This is a genomic window from Mycobacterium sp. TH-M82, from assembly GCF_057473605.1.
Window position 1 is genome coordinate 1 of sequence record NZ_JBYCKY010000733.1, and the last position, 21,832, is coordinate 21,832.

Sequence of the window (21,832 nt, forward strand, 5' to 3'; positions counted from 1 at the left end):
CCACAGCGCCAGTCTCAACCCGCCGACATCAGATTCGGAATTCCGACACGCCACCGACACGAACTTCGGAAACCGACACGATTCGCCGGAATCTACAGCCGCCTTGTAGGAAGTCGTTGATGTTGTCGGCGTTGAATACCGCTGAACTGGGGATTGCCACGATGGTGTCGTGCGACGGTTCTCGCCAAGGTGTCGAAATCCTCGGATAGCCGCGGTAGCGGCGCATTACTGCGAGGCGATCAGTTGTCTCTGCGTTGGGCGCACGGCCCGGACTGTCAAGTGTCTTGACCGCCGCTGGAGGGCGCCTCGAATCGCTGATGACTCGCCGCACCACAGCACCTATGCGTATGACGGTGCTACGATATTCGTCATACGCACCTACAAAAGGGGGTGGCATGGCTGTTCTGAACATTCGCGTGGAAGACCGGATCCGCGACCAGCTCAAGGAGATGGCCGACGCCGAAGGAGTCTCGCTCAGCGAGTACGTCCGCGACCTCCTCATGGCGGCAGTCGTGCCCGTATTCGAGCGGGAGGTCGAGCATGGCGACGAGCCGGCGCCGGAGACGATGCGGCTGACCGACCGGCAGATGCTCTCGATGCTCCACCGCATCCTGGCGCGTGTTCTGCCCGAGGGCGCTAACGGCGTGGACGGGGATGGGGATGACCAGCTGGAGCGTGCGCGAATAATCGAGGCAGGCTTCACCGGGGAATACTGGAGAGAAGTCGCCGGGTTCCGCACCGAGTTGTCCAAGCGTGACTGTGATCGCGTACTGGATATCCTCTCGATGTTCCGCGCGATCACCTTCAGCATCCAGCGCCTGGAAAAGCAGGGGGTGACCGTCAGCGACGAGTTGAGCAACCGGCTGGAATTCCGGGGCTTCGACCACAACGATGGGCTCGAAAGCCACATGGCCAGCTACGTCGAATTCCTGGTGGACGAGGATCACTGGACCGAGCTGCAGCCGCAGCTAGACCGCAACGACGGCGGAAACTCCCACCACCGCACACTCGACATCTACCTCCGGATGCTGGCCGCGTACCGCCGCATCATGGACAGCCGTGATCGCGGGTTCGATCCGGACGACTACCTGCTGTCCATGGACGAGTTGGAGCTAATCGCCGGTGCTCGGGTCCACCCCTCACGACGTGGGTAACTCGGCCCGAATCGTCTGAGACCGACACGGCCCGCCCGCTAGGCGCATAACCAGGAGGAATTAGTGACCGACGACGACAACGAACTCATCCCGGCCGATAGAGGCGAGTTCATCGTCTACGCAAGCGACGACGGCCGCTTCCGGGTCGAACTCCATCCGATCGACGGCACAATCTGGTTGACGCAGGCTCAGATGTCGGAGCTGTTCGACAAGAGCCAGGCGACCATCAGCGAGCACATCCGGAATGTCTACGACGACCAAGAGTGCACGTCAGAGGCAACTTATCGGAAATTCCGAAGGGTTCAACGCGAAGGCGGCCGTGAGGTCACGCGGTCGATCGACGCGTACAGCCTCGAACTCATCCTCGCAGTCGGATTCCGTGTCCGCTCCGCCCGGGCATCCCAGTTCCGGCGCTGGGCGAACACCGTGCTGCAGGAGTACCTGATCAAGGGCTTCGCCATCGATGACCGGCGCCTGAAGAACCCATGGGGCGTCGACTACTTCGACGAACTGCTTGAGCGCATCCGCGACATCCGCGCCTCGGAGAAGCGGTTCTACCAAAAGGTCAAGGACATCTTCACCACAGCCGTCGACTACGACAGCAGCTCACCGATCGCCCGAGAGTTCTTCGCCACCGTGCAGAACAAGATCACCTACGCAGTCACAGGGGCCACCGCCGCCGAGCTGGTGGTGGCACGGTCCGACGCGACCAAGGACAACATGGGACTCACGAGCTGGGATGGCCGACGGGTTAAGAAGGCCGACACCAAAGTGGCGAAGAACTACCTCAACCAGGACGAGATCAGCGAGCTCAACCGGCTGTCGACGATGTACCTCGACTTCGCGGAGGACCGCGCCGCGCGCCGGCAGCAGACGACGATGCAGGACTGGGTGAAGTACACCGACCAGTTCCTGACGTTCAGTGAGCGCACCGTTCTCAAGGGCCCTGGCACCGTCAGCCGTGCGACGGCCGAGGCGCATGCCGCGGGTGAGTATGCCAAGTTCGACGCCGCCCGTAGGGAGGCCGAGCGGATCGAGGCCGAGAACGAGCACCTCCGTGAGATTGAGCAGGCGACCCGCCAAGCGATCAATGAACGCCCCGAGGATTGAGGCAGCGGTTGGCGTGAGGAGTCGTCGATTTTGTCGGCGTTGAATACCGCTGAGCTGGGGATAACGGCAGTAAGAAGTCGCCGTCCCTGGCCCCGAACCGCGGCTACGCGGTGAGATTGTCGGCGGGCTTCACGGCCACCGCGGTGCTTCGAGCCTCGGACCGCTCTGCCCCACCGGTCGCCGTCTTGGCTATGCATGTGTCAGCAGCGACGAACAGGATGAGGCGCTTGATTCCCTCGGCTGCCCTGCAGCAATGTTACGACGAGGGGTCGACAGGAACGCTGTAGTACTGCTGTGCCCACTCTTCGAAGGCGCGATTGCCCTCTCTGAGCATGTAGAAGGACCGCAGCGTGCCGTCCTCGTCGAGCCACGGAGGGCGAGGAACGCCGAAGGCCTGCACCAGCGGCGGTGTGGGAAGTTGTCGAAGGTCCGGCTGAGTTCCGGCGGCGTTGGTTTCTCGGCAACGTGCCGGTCGGCGACTGTCGCTATGGTATCGGATTCCTCAGGGCGGCCACGCGGTCCTTAACTGCCCGATCCGGTAATTTGTCGGCAACCGGTCGTACTGGTTGCGACGGAAGTGCGCACGCATGTGAGACAAGATTTGACGCATTTGCCAGCACCGGTGAGCCAACTCTGGCAACAATGCATCGCCTATAGGGAGCGCTTCAACGGATGCAGCAGTGGGAGCGCTTCGTTACCCGTGTCTGCTGGAAGTATTGCTTTCGCACGGCGTGACAATCTGGAGAGGAGAGCTAATGGAGTTGCGCGAGTTTGCCACGAGGGCCAGTGAGACCGATCGTACGGCCGATTCTGATCGCGGACTGCAGATAGTGCTACACGGCCTCGCAGGCGAAGCGGGCTCGGTGGTGAGCGAGGCGAAGAAGTGGTTCCGGGAGGGGCATCCTCCGGCCGGGCTCGCTGGACGGGTCGCGGAAGAACTAGGCGACCTGTTGTGGTACGTAGCCGCCGCCGCGAACAGGCTTTCGCTAGACCTGGACGTGGTTGCCGAGCAGAGCCTGACCAAGGCGGCGCTCAATTTCGCGGCGGAGCTGCCACCGCCGAGTGAGTATGACACGGGCTGGCCGGATTCTCAGCGTCTACCGCGTCGAATGTCAGTGCGCTTTGTTGAAGATAATTCCGGGGCAGTGCCGATCGTTAGGATGGAGCCGCTCGGGGAATTGGCAGAACGCGTCGAAAAAAATCGCCAACGGAAGCAGCTAGGCGACCCATTGGACGATAATCTTGCCGTCGATGATGGCTATCGGTATCACGATGTTATACACCTCGCCCACGCTGCAGTGCTTGGGTGGTCGCCGGTATTGCGAGGGCTCATGGGAGCGAAACGCAAGGCAGGCGACGGCGAAACCGATAGGGTTCAGGACGGGGCCCGTGCGGTGGCGATCGAGGAGGGTCTCGCCGCATTTGTTTTTAATTTCGTCGAACCTGACGATTTCGAGGCGACTGACGATCTCCTGGGCTGGGATCTCATCAAACATGTGCGCAGAACTGTGCGTGGTCTCGAAGTTGAGGATCAACCTCCGGTGGCGTGGAAGCGCACCTACCGCCAGGCCTTCGATGTCTTCAGGTCGCTGCGTGCTTCGGGTGGCGGGGTTGTCGAATTGGATCTCGACGCAAGGGCGCTTAGGCTCGTGGGAAATTGATGGTCTATTAGTAGAGGTAGGTGGGTTCGGGACGCTGGTAGATCTCGGGAATTGCGTCGTTCACACCCCATTTTGGTGGGAACCAAGCAGTAAGTGGATCAGAAATTGGTGTGTACCTCTGCTTTATCCGTGACCCTGGCGCAAATTTGGATAGCTCAGGACTTGCTTGCCGTGTGTACTTGTCGACTTCGCAGAACAGATTCTGGGCGTCTATGAGTTGAAGTGAACGCCCCCACAGATCATGCCACTCGAGGTCGCGCTCATCAAAAGCGTTGGCCTGCTGGTCGGCGACCCAACGGATGATGTCTGACGGTGAATAGTCGCCGGGGTCACTCAGGCACTTACGAATTCCACGCAGCGCACCTGGGCCGGCGACGACGTATTCGTCCTCGGAAAATCCGAGATGTGGCGTGTAGTTGAGATCGATCAAGAACTGATACGCGAGGAATGGCCCAATCGAGTCATAGCTGGTGAGGATGTCGAATGCGACAGACATGGAGGGAGCCGTTGCGATCCGCTCGTGAGCGTGATCTCGGATCATCTGCCTAAGCAGGCTGAGATGTCGACGGAACTTTGAGCCGGTGCTATTCCGAGGTGGCGGCATGATGTAGGCGGCGTTGTAGATAGGTCCCTTGCGTGCGCGATGATCAATCGCGGTGTCGAGTTCCTCGCTGAGCAGAGTGTCCGCGTCGACTTCAGCTACACAGGATTGCAGATGCTGCCAAGTATCAATGCGATTGAAAACCTTGAAAACCAGGACCCGCGCGAAGGTGTCAGCCCAGTTTCTTTCCTTGTCGTAGATGACATCGGTGATGAGAAATTGACTAACCCTGTCGCTGGCGCGGTAAGCATTAGTAAACCGGTGTTGCCGCAGGACAATGTCGGAGGTGAGGGCTGACCCGGTCATGCCTTCGAGTCTCCGGCGGTATACCTTCTGACGCTCCGCCGCGAAACGCCAGTAGATGTCGAAGCCGGGTCCGGGTCGCGGCGGGGTGCGACGGTGGATATGCCGCATAGGTCAGTCTGCCTTCTGAGGACCAGCGCCAGTCTGAGCCGCGAGCCCCAGCACCGCGAGCGAGGCAACTTCGCCAGGCCGATGCGACGCCCAAAGCAATTTGCGGCGCTCAGAGGTCAGTCCGTCCGCACCAACAGTCCACCCCCGGGTGGTTGCGGCTGCGGCCAATTGGTCCAGGGCTTCCTGAACTAGTGCGTCCGTGGCGCCCGCGGGCAGCGCCTCGGGAAACCACTCGAACGAGCCCGCGTCGAGACGTCGTGCGATGGCAGCCGCAGCGCCGCCGAAGCCGCCGGCAAGATAGACGGGTTGATCCGACTCGATCGAGAACAGTACTTCTTCAATCACGCCCGGCATTGCTCCCTTGTAATTTCGGAGCTGGCCACCAATGACGATCCGTCCTGTCGTGGCGCCTGCCATGTATCGGCGTAGGCCGCTGTAGGCAGCAATCCGTTGTTCGTCTGTCAATGGATGCTGCGGCTGCGAACGTTCTTGCCAACGAATCGGGTTACCGTCGCCGTCAAGGGTGATGAGGCGTCCCGCTGTCCCGAGTGAAGCATCGATCTTCTGCAATTCGTGGTTGTCCATCTGAATGTGTTCGGGCAATGCGACGCATAGCGTGAGCGCATGCCGTGTGGTCGCAAACCGCTGGACCTCGTTCATGAGTTGCTGGGTGAATCCAGATGGTTGGAGACGTCCTCCGTACATCACCATGCCGCCGGCAATGAGCACGGCTCGGGTGATCTCTCCGACAGCAAGTTCGAGGTGGCGATCGGTGAGGCCCAGCCGATGGAGGTCGGCGCTGTCGGATACAGAGATGCCGACGGTGATGCCGTCCAGTGCGTCCTTGGGGATGAGGTGGGGGTCCGGGCGCGTCATCGCTGAACCTGTCCTCCACGATTCGCAAATGTCCTTGGCGTCAGAATTTCGAGCGCGCCTTCGATCATTCCGACGGCAAGTAGATCATTGATTGCCGAGATCTCCGGGCTACATAGGGGAGGGTCCGGATGGAGCACGAACAGCTTATCCTCCGGGGTTGGCTGTTTTTCTACGCTGCGCAACCAGTGAGCGAGCGTCGTTGGTTCTGGAGCGTTAGCCGGCAGCCAATCGAATCCATAGCTGCTAAGGCGGGACCGTTGCCGGCGCCAGAGCGCGCGCTTCAGGGCCTCGTCAACTAGCTTCGCGAGCGCTTCTTCGATCGAAGTACGCACGTGGTCGGCGTCGTCAGCGGACTGAATGGCCACTGACGGTACGTGATCCATGAGGAAGCAGCCGCGTTCCTCGCCTTGGTGCAGCGCTTGGAGGACGACGACCGGCATGTCCGCCTGTTTGGCCGCGAGGACTTCCCGCTGGCACCATTCGCGGCTTGCATAGAGGTCGGTGCGGACGACGAGTAATGCGCTTGATTCGGCCGCGCTCGTGAGTTCGGCTTCCCATTGCACACCCGGTTGAAGATCGGCCTCATCGAAAAAGGCCGACATATGTGTCTCGCCGATGATGTGACGTACGCGGCCGACGAGTTCACTGACACGATCTGGTTGCTCTGCCGGCGTGTATCGCTTCGTGTGGCTGATGAAAACCCGCAGGCGGCGATCGCCATCGCCGTCAACGAACCCGGTAACAGAGTGGCAGAGGTCCCGAGTGAGGACCTGGCTGTTGTTGGCGCCAGCCCGATCAAGGGTCTGTTCTGGCCCCAACAATCGCGACAAATGTCCATCGGGAGCCGTCGCGGCCGGATCGACGACAAGACCGAATAGCGCCACGTTCGGATTCTCGCGCCGCGCATTGACCATGTCCTCGAAGTAGCGGAGCCACTCGGAATCATCTTGGAGAGCGCGCGCGAGGTTGACTCCCATCACTGGGACTACCACCGTTACGGCTGCGGGGGCTAGACCGTTTGGCAATTGCTCCACGAATGGCAGAGGCCGGGGCGGCCCCTGACGTCCGTCCCACGCACTACTGCGTGTGTAAACCTCAACGGCACCCCCGACGAGGCCCGAAAACGCGGTCCCGTGGAAATGATCCAAGAGCGCGTCGGCGACCACCTGGCCGGCAATATCGTCCGGGTGCCAGAGGACGAAAATCTCGAGTATCGGAGGCAGCAGCATGACATCACCGCTTCTCATCCGGGCTACTTGTCACCCCCTGTTCGTACCATGATGGAGGCGAACAAGGAGGACGGGACACATGTCGGACATGCACAACGTGTTCATCAGCCACCGGCACGAAGACGACGCGCTGGTGGCTGAACTAAAGACACTTCTGGAGGGCCGAAATGTCGTAATCCGGGACTCATCGGTCACCAGTGATAACCCGAACGACGCGACCAGCGAGGCCTACATCAAGAGCGAGATTTTGGCCCCCAACATCAAGTGGGCGGGCAAGGTCATCGTCATCGTCACGCCGGATACCAAGAACCATCCATGGGTTGATTGGGAAATCGACTATGCGGAGAAGCAGGGCAAGGACATCATTGGCGTCTGGGCGCCCACTTCGCAGGGGTGCGAGGTCCCCGAATCGCTGGAACAGCATGCTGACTCAATGGTCTCCTGGGACGCAGACAAGATCGTGAACGCGCTCAACGGTGAGCGAGTTTGGGAGGAGTCGACTGGTACCCCGCGTCTACCACAGCCAGTCAGCCGGATCGGGTGTTAACCGCAGGTGCGACTCTTCAGCTACAAAGTCGTCTATGACATCGGATTCGCTCCGAACCCGTTCCATGGGGTCTGTACCCTGGCGACGTGTAAGCCGCGGGTTCGTAAGAAGGCGGAGCGCGGCGACTGGGTCGTAGGCGTTGGTTCTAAAGCGCAGGGAACGACGGGGCGGCTGGTCTTTGCCATGGAGGTCGAGGAGAAACTCACCTTCGACAAATACTGGAATGATGCCCGATTCCAACGCAAAAAGGCTGACCGGCGAGGAAGTCTGAAGTACAGATACGGCGACAACGTCTATCATCGCGCCGCCGACGGTCGATGGCTTCAGTCAGACTGCCGGCACAGCCTGGAGTCGGGAGAGGCGAACGAAAGCCACATAATTCGCGACACAAGCGCAGATGCTGTTCTCATTTCGTCACGGTTCACGTACTGGGGTGGACAGGGGCCAGACCTGCCCCGGGAGCTCGTCGACTGGAACGGGACTGATTTGAGTGAGCCAGGACGTGATCACACATACCAGCCCTATACGCCGGAGATGATCGCCGTATTCGTCGCTTGGATTAACGAACTACCCGTCGGATATCAAGCGCCGCCCGCTGACTGGCCAAAAACCAGGAGCTAGACTGCTTGCAGCTGAGTTGAATCGAGGCATTGCCCATCAGGATTCATCCGACTTGTGACAACATGTTCTTCCATACCGCGTGATCAGATCCGAGGGTGTGGTTTGCGCGTGCCGTGATTCGTCCGTCTCGGGATGGGTCTGCGGTTAGCGTTGTTTGGGTGCCGCCAACGACGTGGTTGTGGATATCGATGATGTCGCCCAGTCGGATCCCTCGGGTGCCGTCTTTGCGCAGCCGTTGCGCGGCGAGAATGAGCTTGGACGCGTCCCAGTAGTTGATCTCAGCTTGGATCTCACGGAATTGTGTCGCCAAGGACAGCGAACGTTGTTCTTGCGCCGGGAGTTTCAGCAGTGTTAGCGTCAGCAGGTCTTTAAGTCCGGCGCGACGGTAATCGGAAGAGGCGCTGGCACGGGCGTCGTGGACTTCCGGTGTGCCGTGCCCTTTGCCCCTTCAAGGGGGCTGCCACATCAGAGGACCGTCAGGCCGTAACGAATCCGATGTGGTCATCAGCTCGTAGGCAGCCCGAAATATCTCGCCGTGCTCGTCATCAATGTGCGAGCGCTTTTGCTGCCAGTCTGTTGGCTCCTCTGCCCGAAGCGCGTACGGGAACGGCGCATAGCGGATATCGCCTCCGGTGAAATGTTCCCAGTAGCGGCGAACAGCGTCGCCGAATTCCGCCCGGCTCGTGGTGCGGCTGCTGGCACCCGCTCGTTTCAAGGCTAGTACGAGTCGTCGTGGGTCGTCGGCGATGATGCGGCGTTGCTGGTAGTCGATCGGCGGTGGGTGGTGGCGGAGTTGTTCCTTCAGATTGGTCAGGGCGGCAAGCGCTTCGGGCCAGTGTCCATTGCGGACGACTTGGCGCCAGTATTGTGTGACCGGTGTGGCCATACCCTTCGGCAGGCCCAGGTCCAGGGCGATGATCGTCCACGGGCGGGTGTCGCCGATCTTGGTCAGTGCCATCGCTTGCGCTGCGGCAGCGAGTGTGGTGGTGTCTCCGGCGCCAGCCCACACAGTTCCCGGCCACAGTACCTGTGGGATCCGCGCCGGGTCGAGTTCGGGGAGCTCGTGATGGTGTTCGGGGAGTCGTTGCCAAGTGCGGTCAGTGTTTTCGCGAATTGGGTAGCGGGGATGGCGGTTACCGCAGTCGAACGTGAGCTGGGCAGCCGGGCTCAGCGTGGCGCGGACTGAGTCAAGGCGTATCGCAGCGAGCAGGGGATTGCGTTTCCTACGTAGCAGCACGTTGTCGGGACCGATGGGTGTAGTGGGGCCCGCGGGATTCAGAAGTCCAACAGCGTCGGCCTTGTCCGCGGCGGCCGACGCCGATTCCGAGGACAGGACCTCGCCTGCGTTGCGCAGCGCACGCACCAACGCCGTGCGATCGTAGTCGTCCTCGAAGAGGGTGAAGATCCTGATCGATTCGTCTACGAGCTGGCACAAGGAATCGAAGGCGATCGTCGCAGTGACTTCGATGTCGGTAACGCGTAACCGGCTGGCCGGGTCGTGTGCGTACTGCTGCCACAGCTGGAATGCCAGTCGGTGGGCGCCGACGGCGTCGGCGTCCATCTCGAAGGGTTCGATGGAGCGCAGATCGAAGTTGCAGCGCCGAGTTCGCCTCATGCGACCACTCGGGCGCCTCGGCCGGTTGGGGCACTGATAGATCGGAGTGTCAGGTTCCTGCGACAGCCACGACGATGTCGACCAGGGTTGTTCACTGCAGCGTGGGCAGATGCGCACCAGCAAACACCCATGAATGCCGCAGGTGATGGCGAAAACACTTGACCATTCGCGCTTCCAGTGCGGGTCGGGCTCCGACAGGCACTCAGGGCAGAACGCACTGCCCGCAGGTGTGGGCCGGGTGACCGCGTGGTAGCGGCAGAGGTATTCCACGACCGCACTGTTGGGCAGCATTTCCGCGGCGGCTGAATGTACGTCGGCTTGCGAGCAGCCCAACGTGCCTGCCAGCTGGGCGGCGTGTTGGCGCACCATCCGCGCCAACCGGCCTGGGCGCTCGATACGGTCGGTAATGCCAGCTTCGGCGAGCAACTCTCGTGGCGTGATACCGTACCGGTCGGCCGCTCGGGCCAACCAGGACTCGATAGTTTCGTCCGAGTGGATAGCGCACGCGATGGGCCAGCGATCGATGTCGTAGCCGCCGGGAATCGCCCGCAGCGAGCACCCCGGGTTTGTTGGCTCAGGCGGTTTGGCTGCTGACCTGAGCGGCATTGTCGATGGTGGTGTTCGCGATCAGGTCCTCGGTGATGGTTTCGACACCGGTGGTGATTGCCAGATAGCTGACGCGATCGAGGAGGTTGGTCAGCGAGGCGATTCTTCCTTGTGTTCGGCGGTGGAGCTCCTTGGCGTGATCGACCAGCATGCCGGGTGTGGCGTCCGCGAGTTTGAGGTGGCTTTCCATGACGCGAAGCAAACTGACCCAGCTGCGAAATCCCGCGTCGGTCTTGATCACGAACGGCGCGACCGGGCACCGTGTGGCACGGCGACTGGTTTGCGCGTACGCGGCCTGCTCGCCGATGAGGCCCTCGTCGAAGAACCGCTTCTCGCGCAACTTGACCCCGACGTAGACGAACGTCACCGCCATCTCATTCGCGAGGCCCTTGAGGTGGTTCGATACCTCCGCGCCGTGGCGATGCCGGAAGTCGATGAAGTGGAGATCGTCGATCACGATCAACCTGGTCTCACAACTGGTCACGCAATCGACCGCCAGTGCACCGAGCCGAGATGTGGACGCCCGATCCACGGCGGGATGACCGTAGAACCGCAGAATCTGCTGATTGAGACCCTTCAAGGTGATCCCAGCACTGAGCGGAACGAACGCGACCGGTAGGCGCTGATGGCCGTCGGGTGTGGTCGGCCCTTCGCGTCGATACGCCTTCTGGTGAAAGTCTCGCGCGTAGCGAGTCGCGATGGTCGTCTTGCCGAGGCCAGGCTCGGCATCGATCACGACCGAGCCACGCAACCGGTCCCCGTCACGCCTATTCGATGCCATGACCTGATCGATGACTCCGTAAGCGGTCTTGAGCTGTGCGGTCTTCACCGTCGGAAGGTTGGCGTTCCACACCATCCGCGCCTCGTCGTAGTCCTCCCGTTGATCGTCGGGCAGCGCGTCCATGTCGCGACGACTCAGCACTTCGAAGTCGTCGCGTGGGCCTGCGCACGCGAAGGCATCCCAGCCCTGTTTTCGGGACAGCTGGTAGCGGGCGCTACCGTTCGTCGCCAACCATCGGGCCCACCGGTTTCTCATTCGTGAAAGACCTCGAACGCATCCTCGTCGGGATGCTCGTCGTAATAGCGATCGAACACATCGAGATCGTCCACGACATCGCCCAAAGCTGTTGCTTTCGGCATCCGCGCGACCAGGTCGATGACTGCCGGCAGGGCCGCCTCCTCGCGATCCTCTTCTGGCGAGATCGGCTCTGCGGCCTTGCCTGCCACATCGACCAACCGCTGGCTGGACAAGCGGCGGGCAAGTGCTTTGTCCCGGCGACTGAGAACTTCGTCCCGGCCCCAACTACCGAGCAGATCGTGCACCGCGCTCGACGGATTCACGTGCCGATTGGTGCGGACGCTGACGCGCTTGGCGTAGTCGGCAGCTTCCTGACTGAACGGCGATGTCAAAGCGTGAGCGTGCTCCCACTCCAGCCGCGACCATTCACCGGTGTCGGGGTTGCGGAAGTACGCGAAGCGGACATCGTCAGAGTCGATCGAGATCGGCCACAACCCGGCGTGTGCGCCTTGGTAGGGCGACTTTCGGAGCCGAAACCCGTTGAGCCCTTCGCCGTCGTAGCGCTGCCCGTTGGCCTCGACACCGTAGTTCTGGATGGTCCTCCACTCGACGTCAAGAAACTCATAGACGAGTTCAGCGCGCGCCGGCAGGGACAACGATCCGCTGCGTGCGAGTCCGATCTCGTACATCTCGACCGGGGAGAAGCGTTCTCGCGGCAGGCTGGGGATACACAGGCCGTCGTGCTTGGTGCGGTGATAGACCGAGCCGATCCACTCGCGGATGATCTGTTCGAGTTCGGCGACATAGTAGAAGGCCTTGCCCTCTACGTCGGCGCCGCGAGAGTACACGTCGGGCCCCTTATAGGCCGGCAGGTGTTGCAGCAACGACTCCCGCAACGTGCGAAAGAACCGCTCGACCATCGGCTTGTCGGTGGGCTTTCGGGCGATCGCCGGCTGCACCGAAATCCCCAATCGTGCACACGCGCCGATCACGTGTTCCGACAGGTACTGCTTGCCGTGATCCACCACGATGGTCTCCGGCAAACAGCTCGTGACGGTGACATCGCGGTCGGGTGCGTCCTCCTCCGACAACTCGTACTCAGTCACCACGTTGAGGGGAACTCCGTGAAATGGCCACACCGCCACGTCCCCGGTCGTCGAAGTGCGGGGTGGCGTGACCGCCTGATAGAGCACGTTCGCCACATCGCGCGCCTTCGTCGACAACGGGGTGAGCTGCGCACCCAGGATGCAGCGCGTGTAGACATCCATGGCGATGGTCAACTCCACCGGCACCCACCGCAGCGTCACCGGCTCCATCGCAAACACATCCAGCGGCGTTGTGTCCAGCATCGCGAACTCGCCGGGTCGGGTCGCGCGCAGGCGGCCGTAAACCCCCGGTGGGAGGTTGGCAACGGATCGGCGGTTCTTGGCACTGCCGAAGGCGGACCGCCCCTTCGACAACGCGTCCAAGCGCCGCCGTGCCGTCGACGGCGATGGGACACACACCTCGCCAGCTCCGTACTCCGCGTCCACCCTGCGATTGACAGTGTCGATTACGACGTTCCTCGTCGGTGTGGAAGCTCCGACCAGTTCGTCTAGAACGCGGACGCACATCGCGTCCCATCGGACGTCGACGGTGGAACGGCGCTTCTGCAGCAGTCGGCTATCGGCAATCCCAGCCAAACCCGACATCCGATAACCGGCAACCCAGCGTTCGACGGTGCGATCGGATACCCCAAGTTCCGCGGCCTTCTCGCGGTACGCATCGCCAGCAGACTTCCCACCGACGGAGACGACTGCGATGACGTCACGGATATGGCCTGCCCGCGCCTCCAGTGCATCTCGTTGCCTACTGGTGAGTGACCCGAGGATGACCGGCACGAGCTCCTCGTCGGCGTCCCGAGACTCCACCTCATTCACCGGTCGTCCTTCGGCAAGGAGACGATCGAAGGGAACTCGCGTCGCGGTCCGATCTGAGAAGAGCTCAACCCCGCGACTATCGATGCGATGGACACGCCACAGCGCACCTGCAAACCACAGATCGGCTCCGACCGCCAGATCGAACCGTCCAGAACTCATGCGGCCGCACTACCGACCGTGATCGCCGACGTTCCAGACAGCGGGATACTCAAGTCCGTCGCCCAACGAGACAGCCAAAGCTGCTCCAACAACGCAGTCATCGCCGCCGAACGAGTGACGGCGCTCCCGTCCTGCGACGCCCTGAGAATCTGATCGATAGTCATTCCGTCCGTCGCGACCGCAGACACACGCTCGGACGCGGCACGGTCGACGAACCGAGATCGCTTCGCCAGGCTCAGAAAGCGCACGTTGCTCAGCTCCGTGGGGTCGGTGCCCGACCACACCTCGTACTGCCAACCACGCTCCCGGCACACCCGGTCGGTCCACTTCAAGACTTCGACCACCTTGGGCTTCTCCAGCATCCGATTGGGCTTCACGTCGACCACGGTGAAGGAGCCGTTCCGATGCTGCAGCAAGAGGTCGGGCACGTGACGGCGGAACGCCGATCCGTCGTACCCGCGCATCCAGAAGGGCTGAGCGGCCACCCATGCGACGGACGGACAGAAATCGGCAAGCAGAAGCCGGTCGCGTTCCAGAAGACTCTCGTAGACCAGATGCGCCTGAGTCGTTGAAGACCAGTAGAGGCCCGAATAGTTCCGTTGCCCCGCCCGCGACACCGGGATGCGGACTGGCCGACCGCGCACCACCCGACCGGCATCGACGCGGTCGAAGTCCACCGTGACGGGCTCACCGTCGTCGGCGATGTAGCTGACTTCGGTTGCTGCACCCTTGGCGGATGTCACAACCTGACTGTGCCTGACGCCGACACGTTGATGACTTTCCGACACGCATCCGACAGCTAAATGACAATCCGACAAGTTAGACGGATTCCTACACGCCTACCTACCTCCACCTGCTCACCACCCAAATCCCACACACCTCTTGCATCTAGGTAACGGTTTGATAACGGTCGCCGGGCTAGTGTTGGATTTGACACCTGTCGAGTTCCTAGCGTTCGCGCTAGAGGTTCGGCGGGAGGTGACTGGTGACAGCGACGCTGCACAAGTTGACCGCCGGCGACGGCTACACCTACCTGACCCGCCAGGTCGCCGCCGCCGACAGCACCGAGCGGGGCCGCGCCTCACTGGCCGACTACTACTCGGCCAAGGGCGAATCGCCGGGCCGGTGGGTCGGCTCCGGGCTGGCGTCGTTGGCCGACACCGGCGGGCGGATGATCCCCACCGAGACCGTCGCCAAACTCTGGACGGTCCCCGAATCCTCACCAGTCAGCGAAGCCCAGATGGCCGCATTGTTCGGGGAAGGCCTGCACCCCAACGCCGTTGACATCACCGACTACCAGCTGGCCCGCGGAGCCCACGAACGCGCAGCCATCAGTGCCGCCCGATTGGGCACCCCGTTCGCGATCCGCAGCGGCGAAACGAAGTTCCAGCAGGCATTGGCGGTGGCCTACCGCGAGCACAACACCGACGCCGGAAAGCATTGGGCGGCAGCGATCGAACCGGAGATTCGGGCGACGATCCGCACCGCCGTCGCCCGCGAGCGTTTCGCCGAAGAACACGGTCGGCCGCCCGCCGATGATCGTGAGCTTTCCGGGTATATCGCCCGCAACACCCGCGCCGCCACAACGGCTGTCGCGGGCTATGACGTGACGTTCTCGCCGGTCAAATCCGTCTCGACGCTGTGGGCGGTCGCACCCCTGGAAGTCGCCACCACCATCGAGCAAGCCCACGACTCCGCAGTGGCCGACGCCCTGGCGTTCTTGGAGGAACGTGCGGCGTTCACGCGCACCGGCCATGACGGCATCGCCCAGGTCGACACCACCGGGCTGATCGGGGCCGCGTTCACCCACCGCGACTCGCGTGCCGGGGACCCGGATCTGCACACGCACGTGGCGATTTCCAACAAGGTCGCCCACGTTGACGCCAACGGTGCACAGCGCTGGTTGGCCCTGGATGGACAGCCGTTGCACCGGGTGATGGTTGCTGCCTCCGAGCTCTACAACACCCGCCTGGAAGCCCACCTCGGGCAGCGTCTCGGGCTGCAATTTCATGAGGTCACCCCACCGGGGCGAGGTAAGCGAGCAATCCGGGAAATAGACGGTGTCAGTCCTGAATTGATGAGCCGCTGGTCGTCGCGCCGGGCGGCGATCGAAGCCCGCACCGCTGAGCTGTCGAAGCGGTTTCAGGCCGATCATGGACGCGAGCCGACCAACGTCGAGGCTATCGCGCTGGCTCAGCAGGCCACGCTGGAATCCCGCGAGGCCAAACACGAACCACGGTCGGTGGCCGAGCAGCGCCAGACGTGGCGGGCCGAGGCCATCGAAGTCCTCGGCAGCACCCACCATCTGACCCAGATGCTCGGCGCTGCCCTGGCTGCAACACCCGCAAGGCCCGCGCCTGCGATTGACGCGCAATGGGTTGATGACCGCGCCCGCGATGCGATCACCACGGTCGCACTGTCGCGCTCCACCTGGCAGCGTCATCACGTGCTGGCCGAGGCGCAGCGCATCGTGCGCGCCCACGGAGTCGCCGCCGACGACACCCTGGCTGCACGCATCACTTCCGCGGCTTTGGGTGAGGGGATTTCGCGCCCAATAGCGCGCATCGGTGATGCGGACATGGGCGAACCGGCCGCGCTTCGCCGTCGCGACGGCGCCAGCATTTACAGCCGCGACGGGGTGGCCCTCTACACCTCCAATGAGATCGTCGCCGCCGAGCGCCGACTGCTCGATGCCGCGCACCGCCGCGACGGCCGCACCGTGGACACCGCCGACATCGACCTGGCACTCGAAGACGCCGCCGCCCGCGACAAGACCCTCAACCCGGGGCAGGAGGCCCTGGTGCGCGAGATGGCCACCAACGGGCGCCGCGTCGCGCTCGCGCTGGCCCCGGCCGGCTCCGGCAAGACCACCGCCATGGCGGCCCTGTCGCATGCGTGGCGCAGCTCCGGTGGCAACGTGGTCGGCCTGGCCCCGACCGCCGCCGCCGCCATCAACTTGGGCACCGATCTCGGGGCACCCGCCGACACCCTCGACAAGTACATCCAACTCACGGACAACTGGGCCAGATCCCCAGAGCCCGAATGGTTCACCGGTGTTGATGAATCCAGCCTGGTCATCATCGACGAAGCCGGACTGGCCGGCACCCTGCAACTCGACACCGTTATCGGCCATGCGCTCGCCCGTGGCGCGAGTGTGCGGCTGGTCGGCGATGACGGGCAGATCGCCTCCATTGGCGCCGGCGGCATCCTGCGCGACATCGCTACCGAAACCGAAGCCCTCACCCTCTCCCAGCTGGTGCGGTTCACCACCCCCGACCAGGGAGCCGCCACCCTCGCGTTGCGGGCCGGTGACCCCGCCGGCATCGGCTATTACATCGACCACCACCGCGTGCACGTCGGCGCGGATGCCACCGCCGCCGACATGGCCTTCGCCGCCTGGCACACCGACACCACAGCCGGGCAGCACAGCATCCTGCTCGCCCCGACCAACGACCTCGTGGACTCACTCAACGCCCGTGCGCAGGCCGCCCGCGCCGCCGACGCCCTGGCCGCCGACCCCACCTGGACCCCGGGACGATCCACCCAGCTCGCCGATGGGCTTCCCGGCTACGTCGGCGAGATCATCCGCACCCGCGAAAACGCCCGCAAGCTGCAATTGACCGGGACCGACTACGTCCGCAACGGCTACACGTTCACGATCACCGAAGTCCTCGACGACGGGGGTCTGCGGGCCCGGCACAACGGGACCGGCCGCCACATCACGCTGCCCGCCGGCTACGTGTCCGAGCACGTGACCCTCGGCTACGCCAACACCATCGACGGCGCTCAAGGCCTCACCGCCGGACACAGCTGCCACGTCGTCGGTGCCGAGCACCTGAGCCGCCAGCAGCTCTACGTCGCCATGTCACGCGCCCGCGTCGAAAACCACATCTACCTCTCGACGGCCGAAGCCGATCCACACCGGGTGCTGGCGCCGAAGGCGACCCATCCGGATACCGCGGTGGACGTGCTCACCAAGATCCTGGCCCGCGACGGCGCCCAAATCTCGGCCACCACCGCTAGCCGCCAAGCCGCCGACCCCGCGCTGCGCTTGGGGCCCGCCGCCGCGATGTACGCCGATGCGCTGGCCAGCCTCGCCGAACACGAGCTTGGCCTGGACCGCCTCGACGCCCTGGCGGCCCTGGCCGACCGCACTCACCCCGGCCTGTCGGCTGCCGCCTCCTGGCCGGTCCTGCGCAAACACCTCGCCCTCATCGCCTGCGCCGGCGGCGACCCGGACACCGACCTGGCCGACGCTGTGGCCCGCGGAGGCCTGGACGATGCTGCCGACCCGGCGGCGGTACTCGACTGGCGCATCGACCCCACCGGCGGGCACTCCGCCGGCATCGGACCCTTGCGCTGGCTGCCCGCAATACCCCAGGTCCTCGTCGACGACCCGAACATCGGCGGCTACCTCACCAACCGGGCACAGCTGGTCACCGAACTGGCCGAGGACATCCGCACCCAGGCGCAGGCCTGGACACCTGCCACCGCACCCGCGTGGGCGCTGCCACTGATCCACGCCGACGCCCACGGCCTAGCCGCCGAGATCGCCGTCTTCCGCGCCGCCCACAACGTCACCGCCGAAGACAGTCGGCTCCTGGGGGCTCCGCTGTTCGCTGCGCGGCCGCGCGCCATCCAGCATCTGTTGCTCGATGCGGCGATCGACACCATCGGCACCCACCGGCCCGCGACGTCGCGGTTCGCCGAACTCATCGACGGCATCAACCCGGCCATCCGCACCGACTCCTACTGGCCGACGCTGGCCGACCATCTGGCCACCATCGCCCCGGTCCGCCCCGACCTGGGAGCACTGGTGCGCGAAGCCGCCACCGAACGGCCCCTGCCCGACGAGCTGCCCGCAGCCGCCCTGTGGTGGCGCCTGGCCGGTCGCCTACACCACACCACCACCCTGCACGCCGCCCACTCCAAGATCACCCCGGACTGGCTATCCGACCTAGCCGGTGTATTCGGCACCGCCACAGCCGAACTCATCGCCGCCGATACCGCGTGGCCCGGTTTGGTCGCCACGATCGCTGCCGCCGACCCCGACCGCTGGACCCCGGCCGATCTGCTCACCCTCGCGGCTGAGCACCTCACTGAGGCCGACCCGACCCATACCGAGATCGCACCCCAGCACTACGCCCGGCTGATCACCGCCAGCGTCGACATGATCACCACCGCCGACCACGCCGCTGGCGACCACCGCGGTGCCCCCCTGCCAGAGCACCCACCCCTGACAGACGAAGAACACGAACAGCTGGTGCAGCTGGACCCCGAGCAGCACCACGCGGTCAGCGATCCGCACGTCGAACTCGACGCCCCGTGGCTCGCGTCGCCGCCGGCGGACCTCGAGCGACCGATCGACGGCGACCACTACTACCCCGACCACGACGGCGACGAGCTCGGCGGCCTGGCATTCGAGGACCTGTCGACCACCCGTACCCCGGCACCGCCTCTACCAGCCGCACTACTCGACGTCGCCGCGGTACGCACCGACTACCAACACGCCCTGAACACTCACACCGAACTGGCGAAAGCCGTCGCGATCTTCAACGGCCCCAACATGGTGGCCGCCGCGGACCGGATTCGCGAAATGCGGGCCGCGGCCGAAGCCGACCGCCCCTACCTGTCGGCCGTGCAGGACGTGATGGATGCGTGGGCCGACGCCGAAACCGTCCACGCCGCCGCACAGGCCCAGGTCGATTGGGCGCGAGCCCAGCTTGACCGGCTTCTGGCCGACCCCGACGCCGACCCGCTCGACGTCGCCTCTGCCCGCGCCGACATCGCCGTGCGCCGCATGATGCTGCCGGACCTCTCCCCTGCCGAGCAGTTCTACCCCGCCCTGACCGAAGCCACCGCCGCCCGTGCCGCTGCGGCCGGCGGCGCGGACAAGATCATCACCAGCGCCGACGTCGAACGCGCTATCGCCGCGGCGACCGGCGCCGACTACACCGCCCTGCGTGAGGCCAGCGCCCACGCTGCCAACCTGCGCCACGACCTGGACCGCGCCGAACTCATCACCGCCGCAGCCTTCACCGCCACCGACACCAGCGCCCTGGACTACATCCTGTCCGCCGGACACCTCACCGAACTCGACCACGAACTACGGACGTTGACCGCCGCCGGTGTCACCGACACCCGAAACCCACTGGCCCTCACCACAAGCCACGACGATGATGCGGTGCGGGCTGCGGTGGCCACCGCAGCGGCGCAACCCTTCACCATCAGCATGCTGACCGCACAACCGAGCCCCGTGCTCGACGCCGCGGTGGTCGAGCTCGACCAGGCCGCCGCCGCAGCCGGCCGCCGCACCTACCACGCCACCACCCGACGGCCCGAGCACCCGAGCCTGGCCGAGCTGCACCAGCAGCTCACCGGCGGGCAGTGGCACGCCGACGCCGGGGACATCATCGTCATCGACTCCGCCGCCGACGCCGAACCCGCAATGCTCGCCGACCTCGCCGAACACGCCGCGGCCCACCAGGCCCGGCTGATCCTGCTCGACACCACCACTCCCACCTGGCCGCCCCAGCCCGCCCACCAACTGCTGCAGCTGCTGAACACGGACCTGCCCTGGGCGCAGACCATCACCGACCCAACCGGCCGCATCGACCGCGCCCGCCCCCCTGTCACAGCAGGTGCCCCCGACGTACAACCCGCACTCACCCAGATCAGCCGCTTGGACGCCACCCACCTCACCGACGAACTCCAGGCCGCCCTGGAAAAGCGCGACCAGCTGCGTAAGCAGCACCGAGTCAGCAACGATGTCCACCACGTCGGCGGCCGATTCCCCGGCCGCGACCCTGGTCCCGAGCACGACCTTGCCCCACGACCGGACGGCCCTGATCTGTAGGAAATCGGCTCCTACCGTTGGACCAGGGAGCGGCTTGACCCCGATGATCGGCAGATGATGACCCCCACGACATACACTCCGTACTGCGGTCTGCTCTACGCAGATTCACGCCCCTACATGGCCGAAAGCGCCCCACACCTCGCCATCTCGGCTCCGACTCGCACCGGCAAGACTCGGCGCATCCTTGCGCCCGCCGCGGTGGTGCATCCGGGCCCCGTCGTCTGCGTTTCCTCGAAGGAGGACCTCGCCGAGCTTGTCCTGACCCGCCGCTTTACCGGGCCGACCGCCGTCATAGACCTCCGCCCGCAGAAAACCCTCGTGTGGCCGGCCAACGTAAAACCCATGGTCACCGACCCCACCCGGGCGATCACCACTGCCGACGAAGCGCTCACCGTCGCCGAAACGATGCTGGCCACAAGCGGTGTCGGCTTCGGCGGTGCCTCCAGCGGCCAAACCGTCGCGGCTGGCGGACTCTGGGAAACTAGCGCCTCAGCGCCGCTGGCGTGCCTGCTGTATGCGGCCAGCCCACTCGGCAACGGCGAAGGGATGCCCTGGGTGCTGCGTGCAGCCGGAACTCGCGGGGACAAGCAGGATGACGAGAACCATCCCGGTGAGGTCGACTACCCCTCGTGGAGGACGGCCTACGCGCTTTGCCCGCACGGTGATCTGCGTGAACCGCTGATGGAGCTGATGAGCATGGATGGTCGCTTGCGCGACAGCGTCACCATCACGATCAAGAAGGCCATCACCCCGTGGATCCGCCTCGGCCTCATGGGAAGTGACCCTCAAACCCAGCTGACCGCGATCGACGAACTGAGCATCGACTCGTTCGACGTCACCATGCTTGATGATCCCGAGGCCACACTGTTCGTGATCGCCCCCAACACCGGAACCGTTGCCGGCGCGGCGGTCGCGCTCATCGACTCCATCATCCAGTACTTCCGCAAGAAGACGGCCAACCACCAGCTGACCCACCGTCTGCTGCTCGAACTCGACGAAGTCTGCAACTCCTGTCCGCTTCCGGCGCTGCTGAACTACGTTGGCGAATCAGCCGGCCTTGGCGTCAACATCATGGCCACCGTACAAGCCAGCAGTCACTTCGACGTCGTCTACGGACCCAAATATGCTGACGCCCTGCGCGAAATCTTCCCCGGCACGCTGATCATGTACGGCGCCCACGAGCGCCACTTGCTCGAACAAGCCTCCGACTGGCAGGGCCTGGCCACTCGGCGTACCGAGTCCTACGAATCGAACAACGGTGGGCGCTCCCAATCCAGCCAATTCGGGGCAGCAATCGCCTGGCAAGACTTTCTCCCACGGAGTCGAGAGGAAGCACAACTGCTCCGTCGCGGTACCGCCGGAGAGCGAGTCGCGATACCTGACTGGTCGGATTTCCTCACCATGTGGGACCGCGTCGTCGACCAGCGCGTCCGTCGTCGTGCTTGA

General features: G+C 64.1%; 15 protein-coding genes. 7 read left to right on the forward strand and 8 right to left on the reverse strand.

Annotated elements, in window-relative coordinates; genetic code table 11:
• Window positions 1-395: 395 nt before the first annotated feature.
• The 3 genes from AC2VON_RS21620 (at window position 396) to AC2VON_RS21630 (ending at window position 3,925) form a co-directional block, all read left to right on the forward strand.
• Window positions 396-1,154, forward strand: a complete 759-nt coding sequence (locus AC2VON_RS21620; RefSeq protein WP_486954689.1) for a YfbU family protein — start codon at window positions 396-398, stop codon at window positions 1,152-1,154.
• A gap of 63 nt (window positions 1,155-1,217) precedes the next feature.
• Window positions 1,218-2,264, forward strand: coding sequence for a virulence RhuM family protein (locus tag AC2VON_RS21625; protein ID WP_486954690.1), 1,047 nt, complete (start codon window positions 1,218-1,220; stop codon window positions 2,262-2,264).
• 755 nt (window positions 2,265-3,019) lie between these two features.
• Window positions 3,020-3,925 carry a MazG nucleotide pyrophosphohydrolase domain-containing protein gene (locus AC2VON_RS21630; RefSeq protein ID WP_486954691.1) on the forward strand — a complete coding sequence of 302 codons (906 nt, stop codon included), beginning with the start codon at window positions 3,020-3,022 and terminating at the stop codon, window positions 3,923-3,925.
• 7 nt (window positions 3,926-3,932) lie between these two features.
• Here AC2VON_RS21630 and AC2VON_RS21635 read toward each other — a convergent pair whose 3' ends face one another.
• From AC2VON_RS21635 to AC2VON_RS21645, 3 genes are read right to left on the reverse strand one after another with little or no spacing between them, the layout of a single operon-like run.
• Complete coding sequence (locus AC2VON_RS21635; RefSeq protein ID WP_486954692.1) at window positions 3,933-4,940, reverse strand: nucleotide kinase domain-containing protein; 1,008 nt, start codon at window positions 4,938-4,940, stop codon at window positions 3,933-3,935.
• A gap of 3 nt (window positions 4,941-4,943) precedes the next feature.
• Entirely contained in the window at window positions 4,944-5,816 is an 873-nt protein-coding gene (locus tag AC2VON_RS21640) for a hypothetical protein (RefSeq protein WP_486954693.1), read from the reverse strand.
• The gene (locus tag AC2VON_RS21645; protein ID WP_486954694.1) at window positions 5,813-7,063 is read right to left on the reverse strand and encodes a toll/interleukin-1 receptor domain-containing protein; all 1,251 of its coding nucleotides are present in this window, start codon (window positions 7,061-7,063) and stop codon (window positions 5,813-5,815) included. The genes AC2VON_RS21640 and AC2VON_RS21645 overlap by 4 nt, the downstream gene beginning before the upstream one ends.
• 61 nt (window positions 7,064-7,124) lie before the next feature.
• Between AC2VON_RS21645 and AC2VON_RS21650 the strand changes: the two genes are divergently transcribed.
• Window positions 7,125-7,592 (forward strand): TIR domain-containing protein, encoded by a 468-nt coding sequence (locus AC2VON_RS21650; protein WP_486954695.1) that lies wholly within the window; start codon window positions 7,125-7,127, stop codon window positions 7,590-7,592.
• Between the two features lie 6 nt (window positions 7,593-7,598).
• Window positions 7,599-8,213 carry an Nmad2 family putative nucleotide modification protein gene (locus tag AC2VON_RS21655; protein ID WP_486954696.1) on the forward strand — a complete coding sequence of 205 codons (615 nt, stop codon included), beginning with the start codon at window positions 7,599-7,601 and terminating at the stop codon, window positions 8,211-8,213.
• Window positions 8,214-8,256: 43 nt separating this feature from the next.
• On the opposite strand, the gene AC2VON_RS21660 is transcribed toward AC2VON_RS21655, so the two are convergent.
• The 5 genes from AC2VON_RS21660 to AC2VON_RS21680 all read right to left on the reverse strand — a co-directional run bounded on the left by AC2VON_RS21660 (window position 8,257) and on the right by AC2VON_RS21680 (window position 14,273).
• Window positions 8,257-8,523 carry a hypothetical protein gene (locus AC2VON_RS21660; protein WP_486954697.1) on the reverse strand — a complete coding sequence of 89 codons (267 nt, stop codon included), beginning with the start codon at window positions 8,521-8,523 and terminating at the stop codon, window positions 8,257-8,259.
• Window positions 8,524-8,661: 138 nt separating this feature from the next.
• On the reverse strand, window positions 8,662-10,434 hold the full coding sequence (locus AC2VON_RS21665) for a TniQ family protein (protein WP_486954698.1): 1,773 nt from the start codon (window positions 10,432-10,434) through the stop codon (window positions 8,662-8,664).
• Window positions 10,403-11,446, reverse strand: a complete 1,044-nt coding sequence (locus AC2VON_RS21670; protein WP_486954699.1) for an ATP-binding protein — start codon at window positions 11,444-11,446, stop codon at window positions 10,403-10,405. Before AC2VON_RS21670 ends, AC2VON_RS21665 begins: the two co-directional genes overlap by 32 nt.
• Before the next feature lie 20 nt (window positions 11,447-11,466).
• The gene (locus AC2VON_RS21675) at window positions 11,467-13,371 is read right to left on the reverse strand and encodes an integrase (RefSeq protein WP_486954700.1); all 1,905 of its coding nucleotides are present in this window, start codon (window positions 13,369-13,371) and stop codon (window positions 11,467-11,469) included.
• A gap of 155 nt (window positions 13,372-13,526) precedes the next feature.
• On the reverse strand, window positions 13,527-14,273 hold the full coding sequence (locus tag AC2VON_RS21680; protein WP_486954701.1) for a TnsA-like heteromeric transposase endonuclease subunit: 747 nt from the start codon (window positions 14,271-14,273) through the stop codon (window positions 13,527-13,529).
• Between the two features lie 242 nt (window positions 14,274-14,515).
• Between AC2VON_RS21680 and mobF the strand changes: the two genes are divergently transcribed.
• On the forward strand, window positions 14,516-20,386 hold the full coding sequence (gene mobF / locus AC2VON_RS21685; protein ID WP_486954702.1) for a MobF family relaxase: 5,871 nt from the start codon (window positions 14,516-14,518) through the stop codon (window positions 20,384-20,386).
• Between the two features lie 54 nt (window positions 20,387-20,440).
• Window positions 20,441-21,832, forward strand: a complete 1,392-nt coding sequence (locus AC2VON_RS21690) for a type IV secretory system conjugative DNA transfer family protein (protein WP_486954703.1) — start codon at window positions 20,441-20,443, stop codon at window positions 21,830-21,832.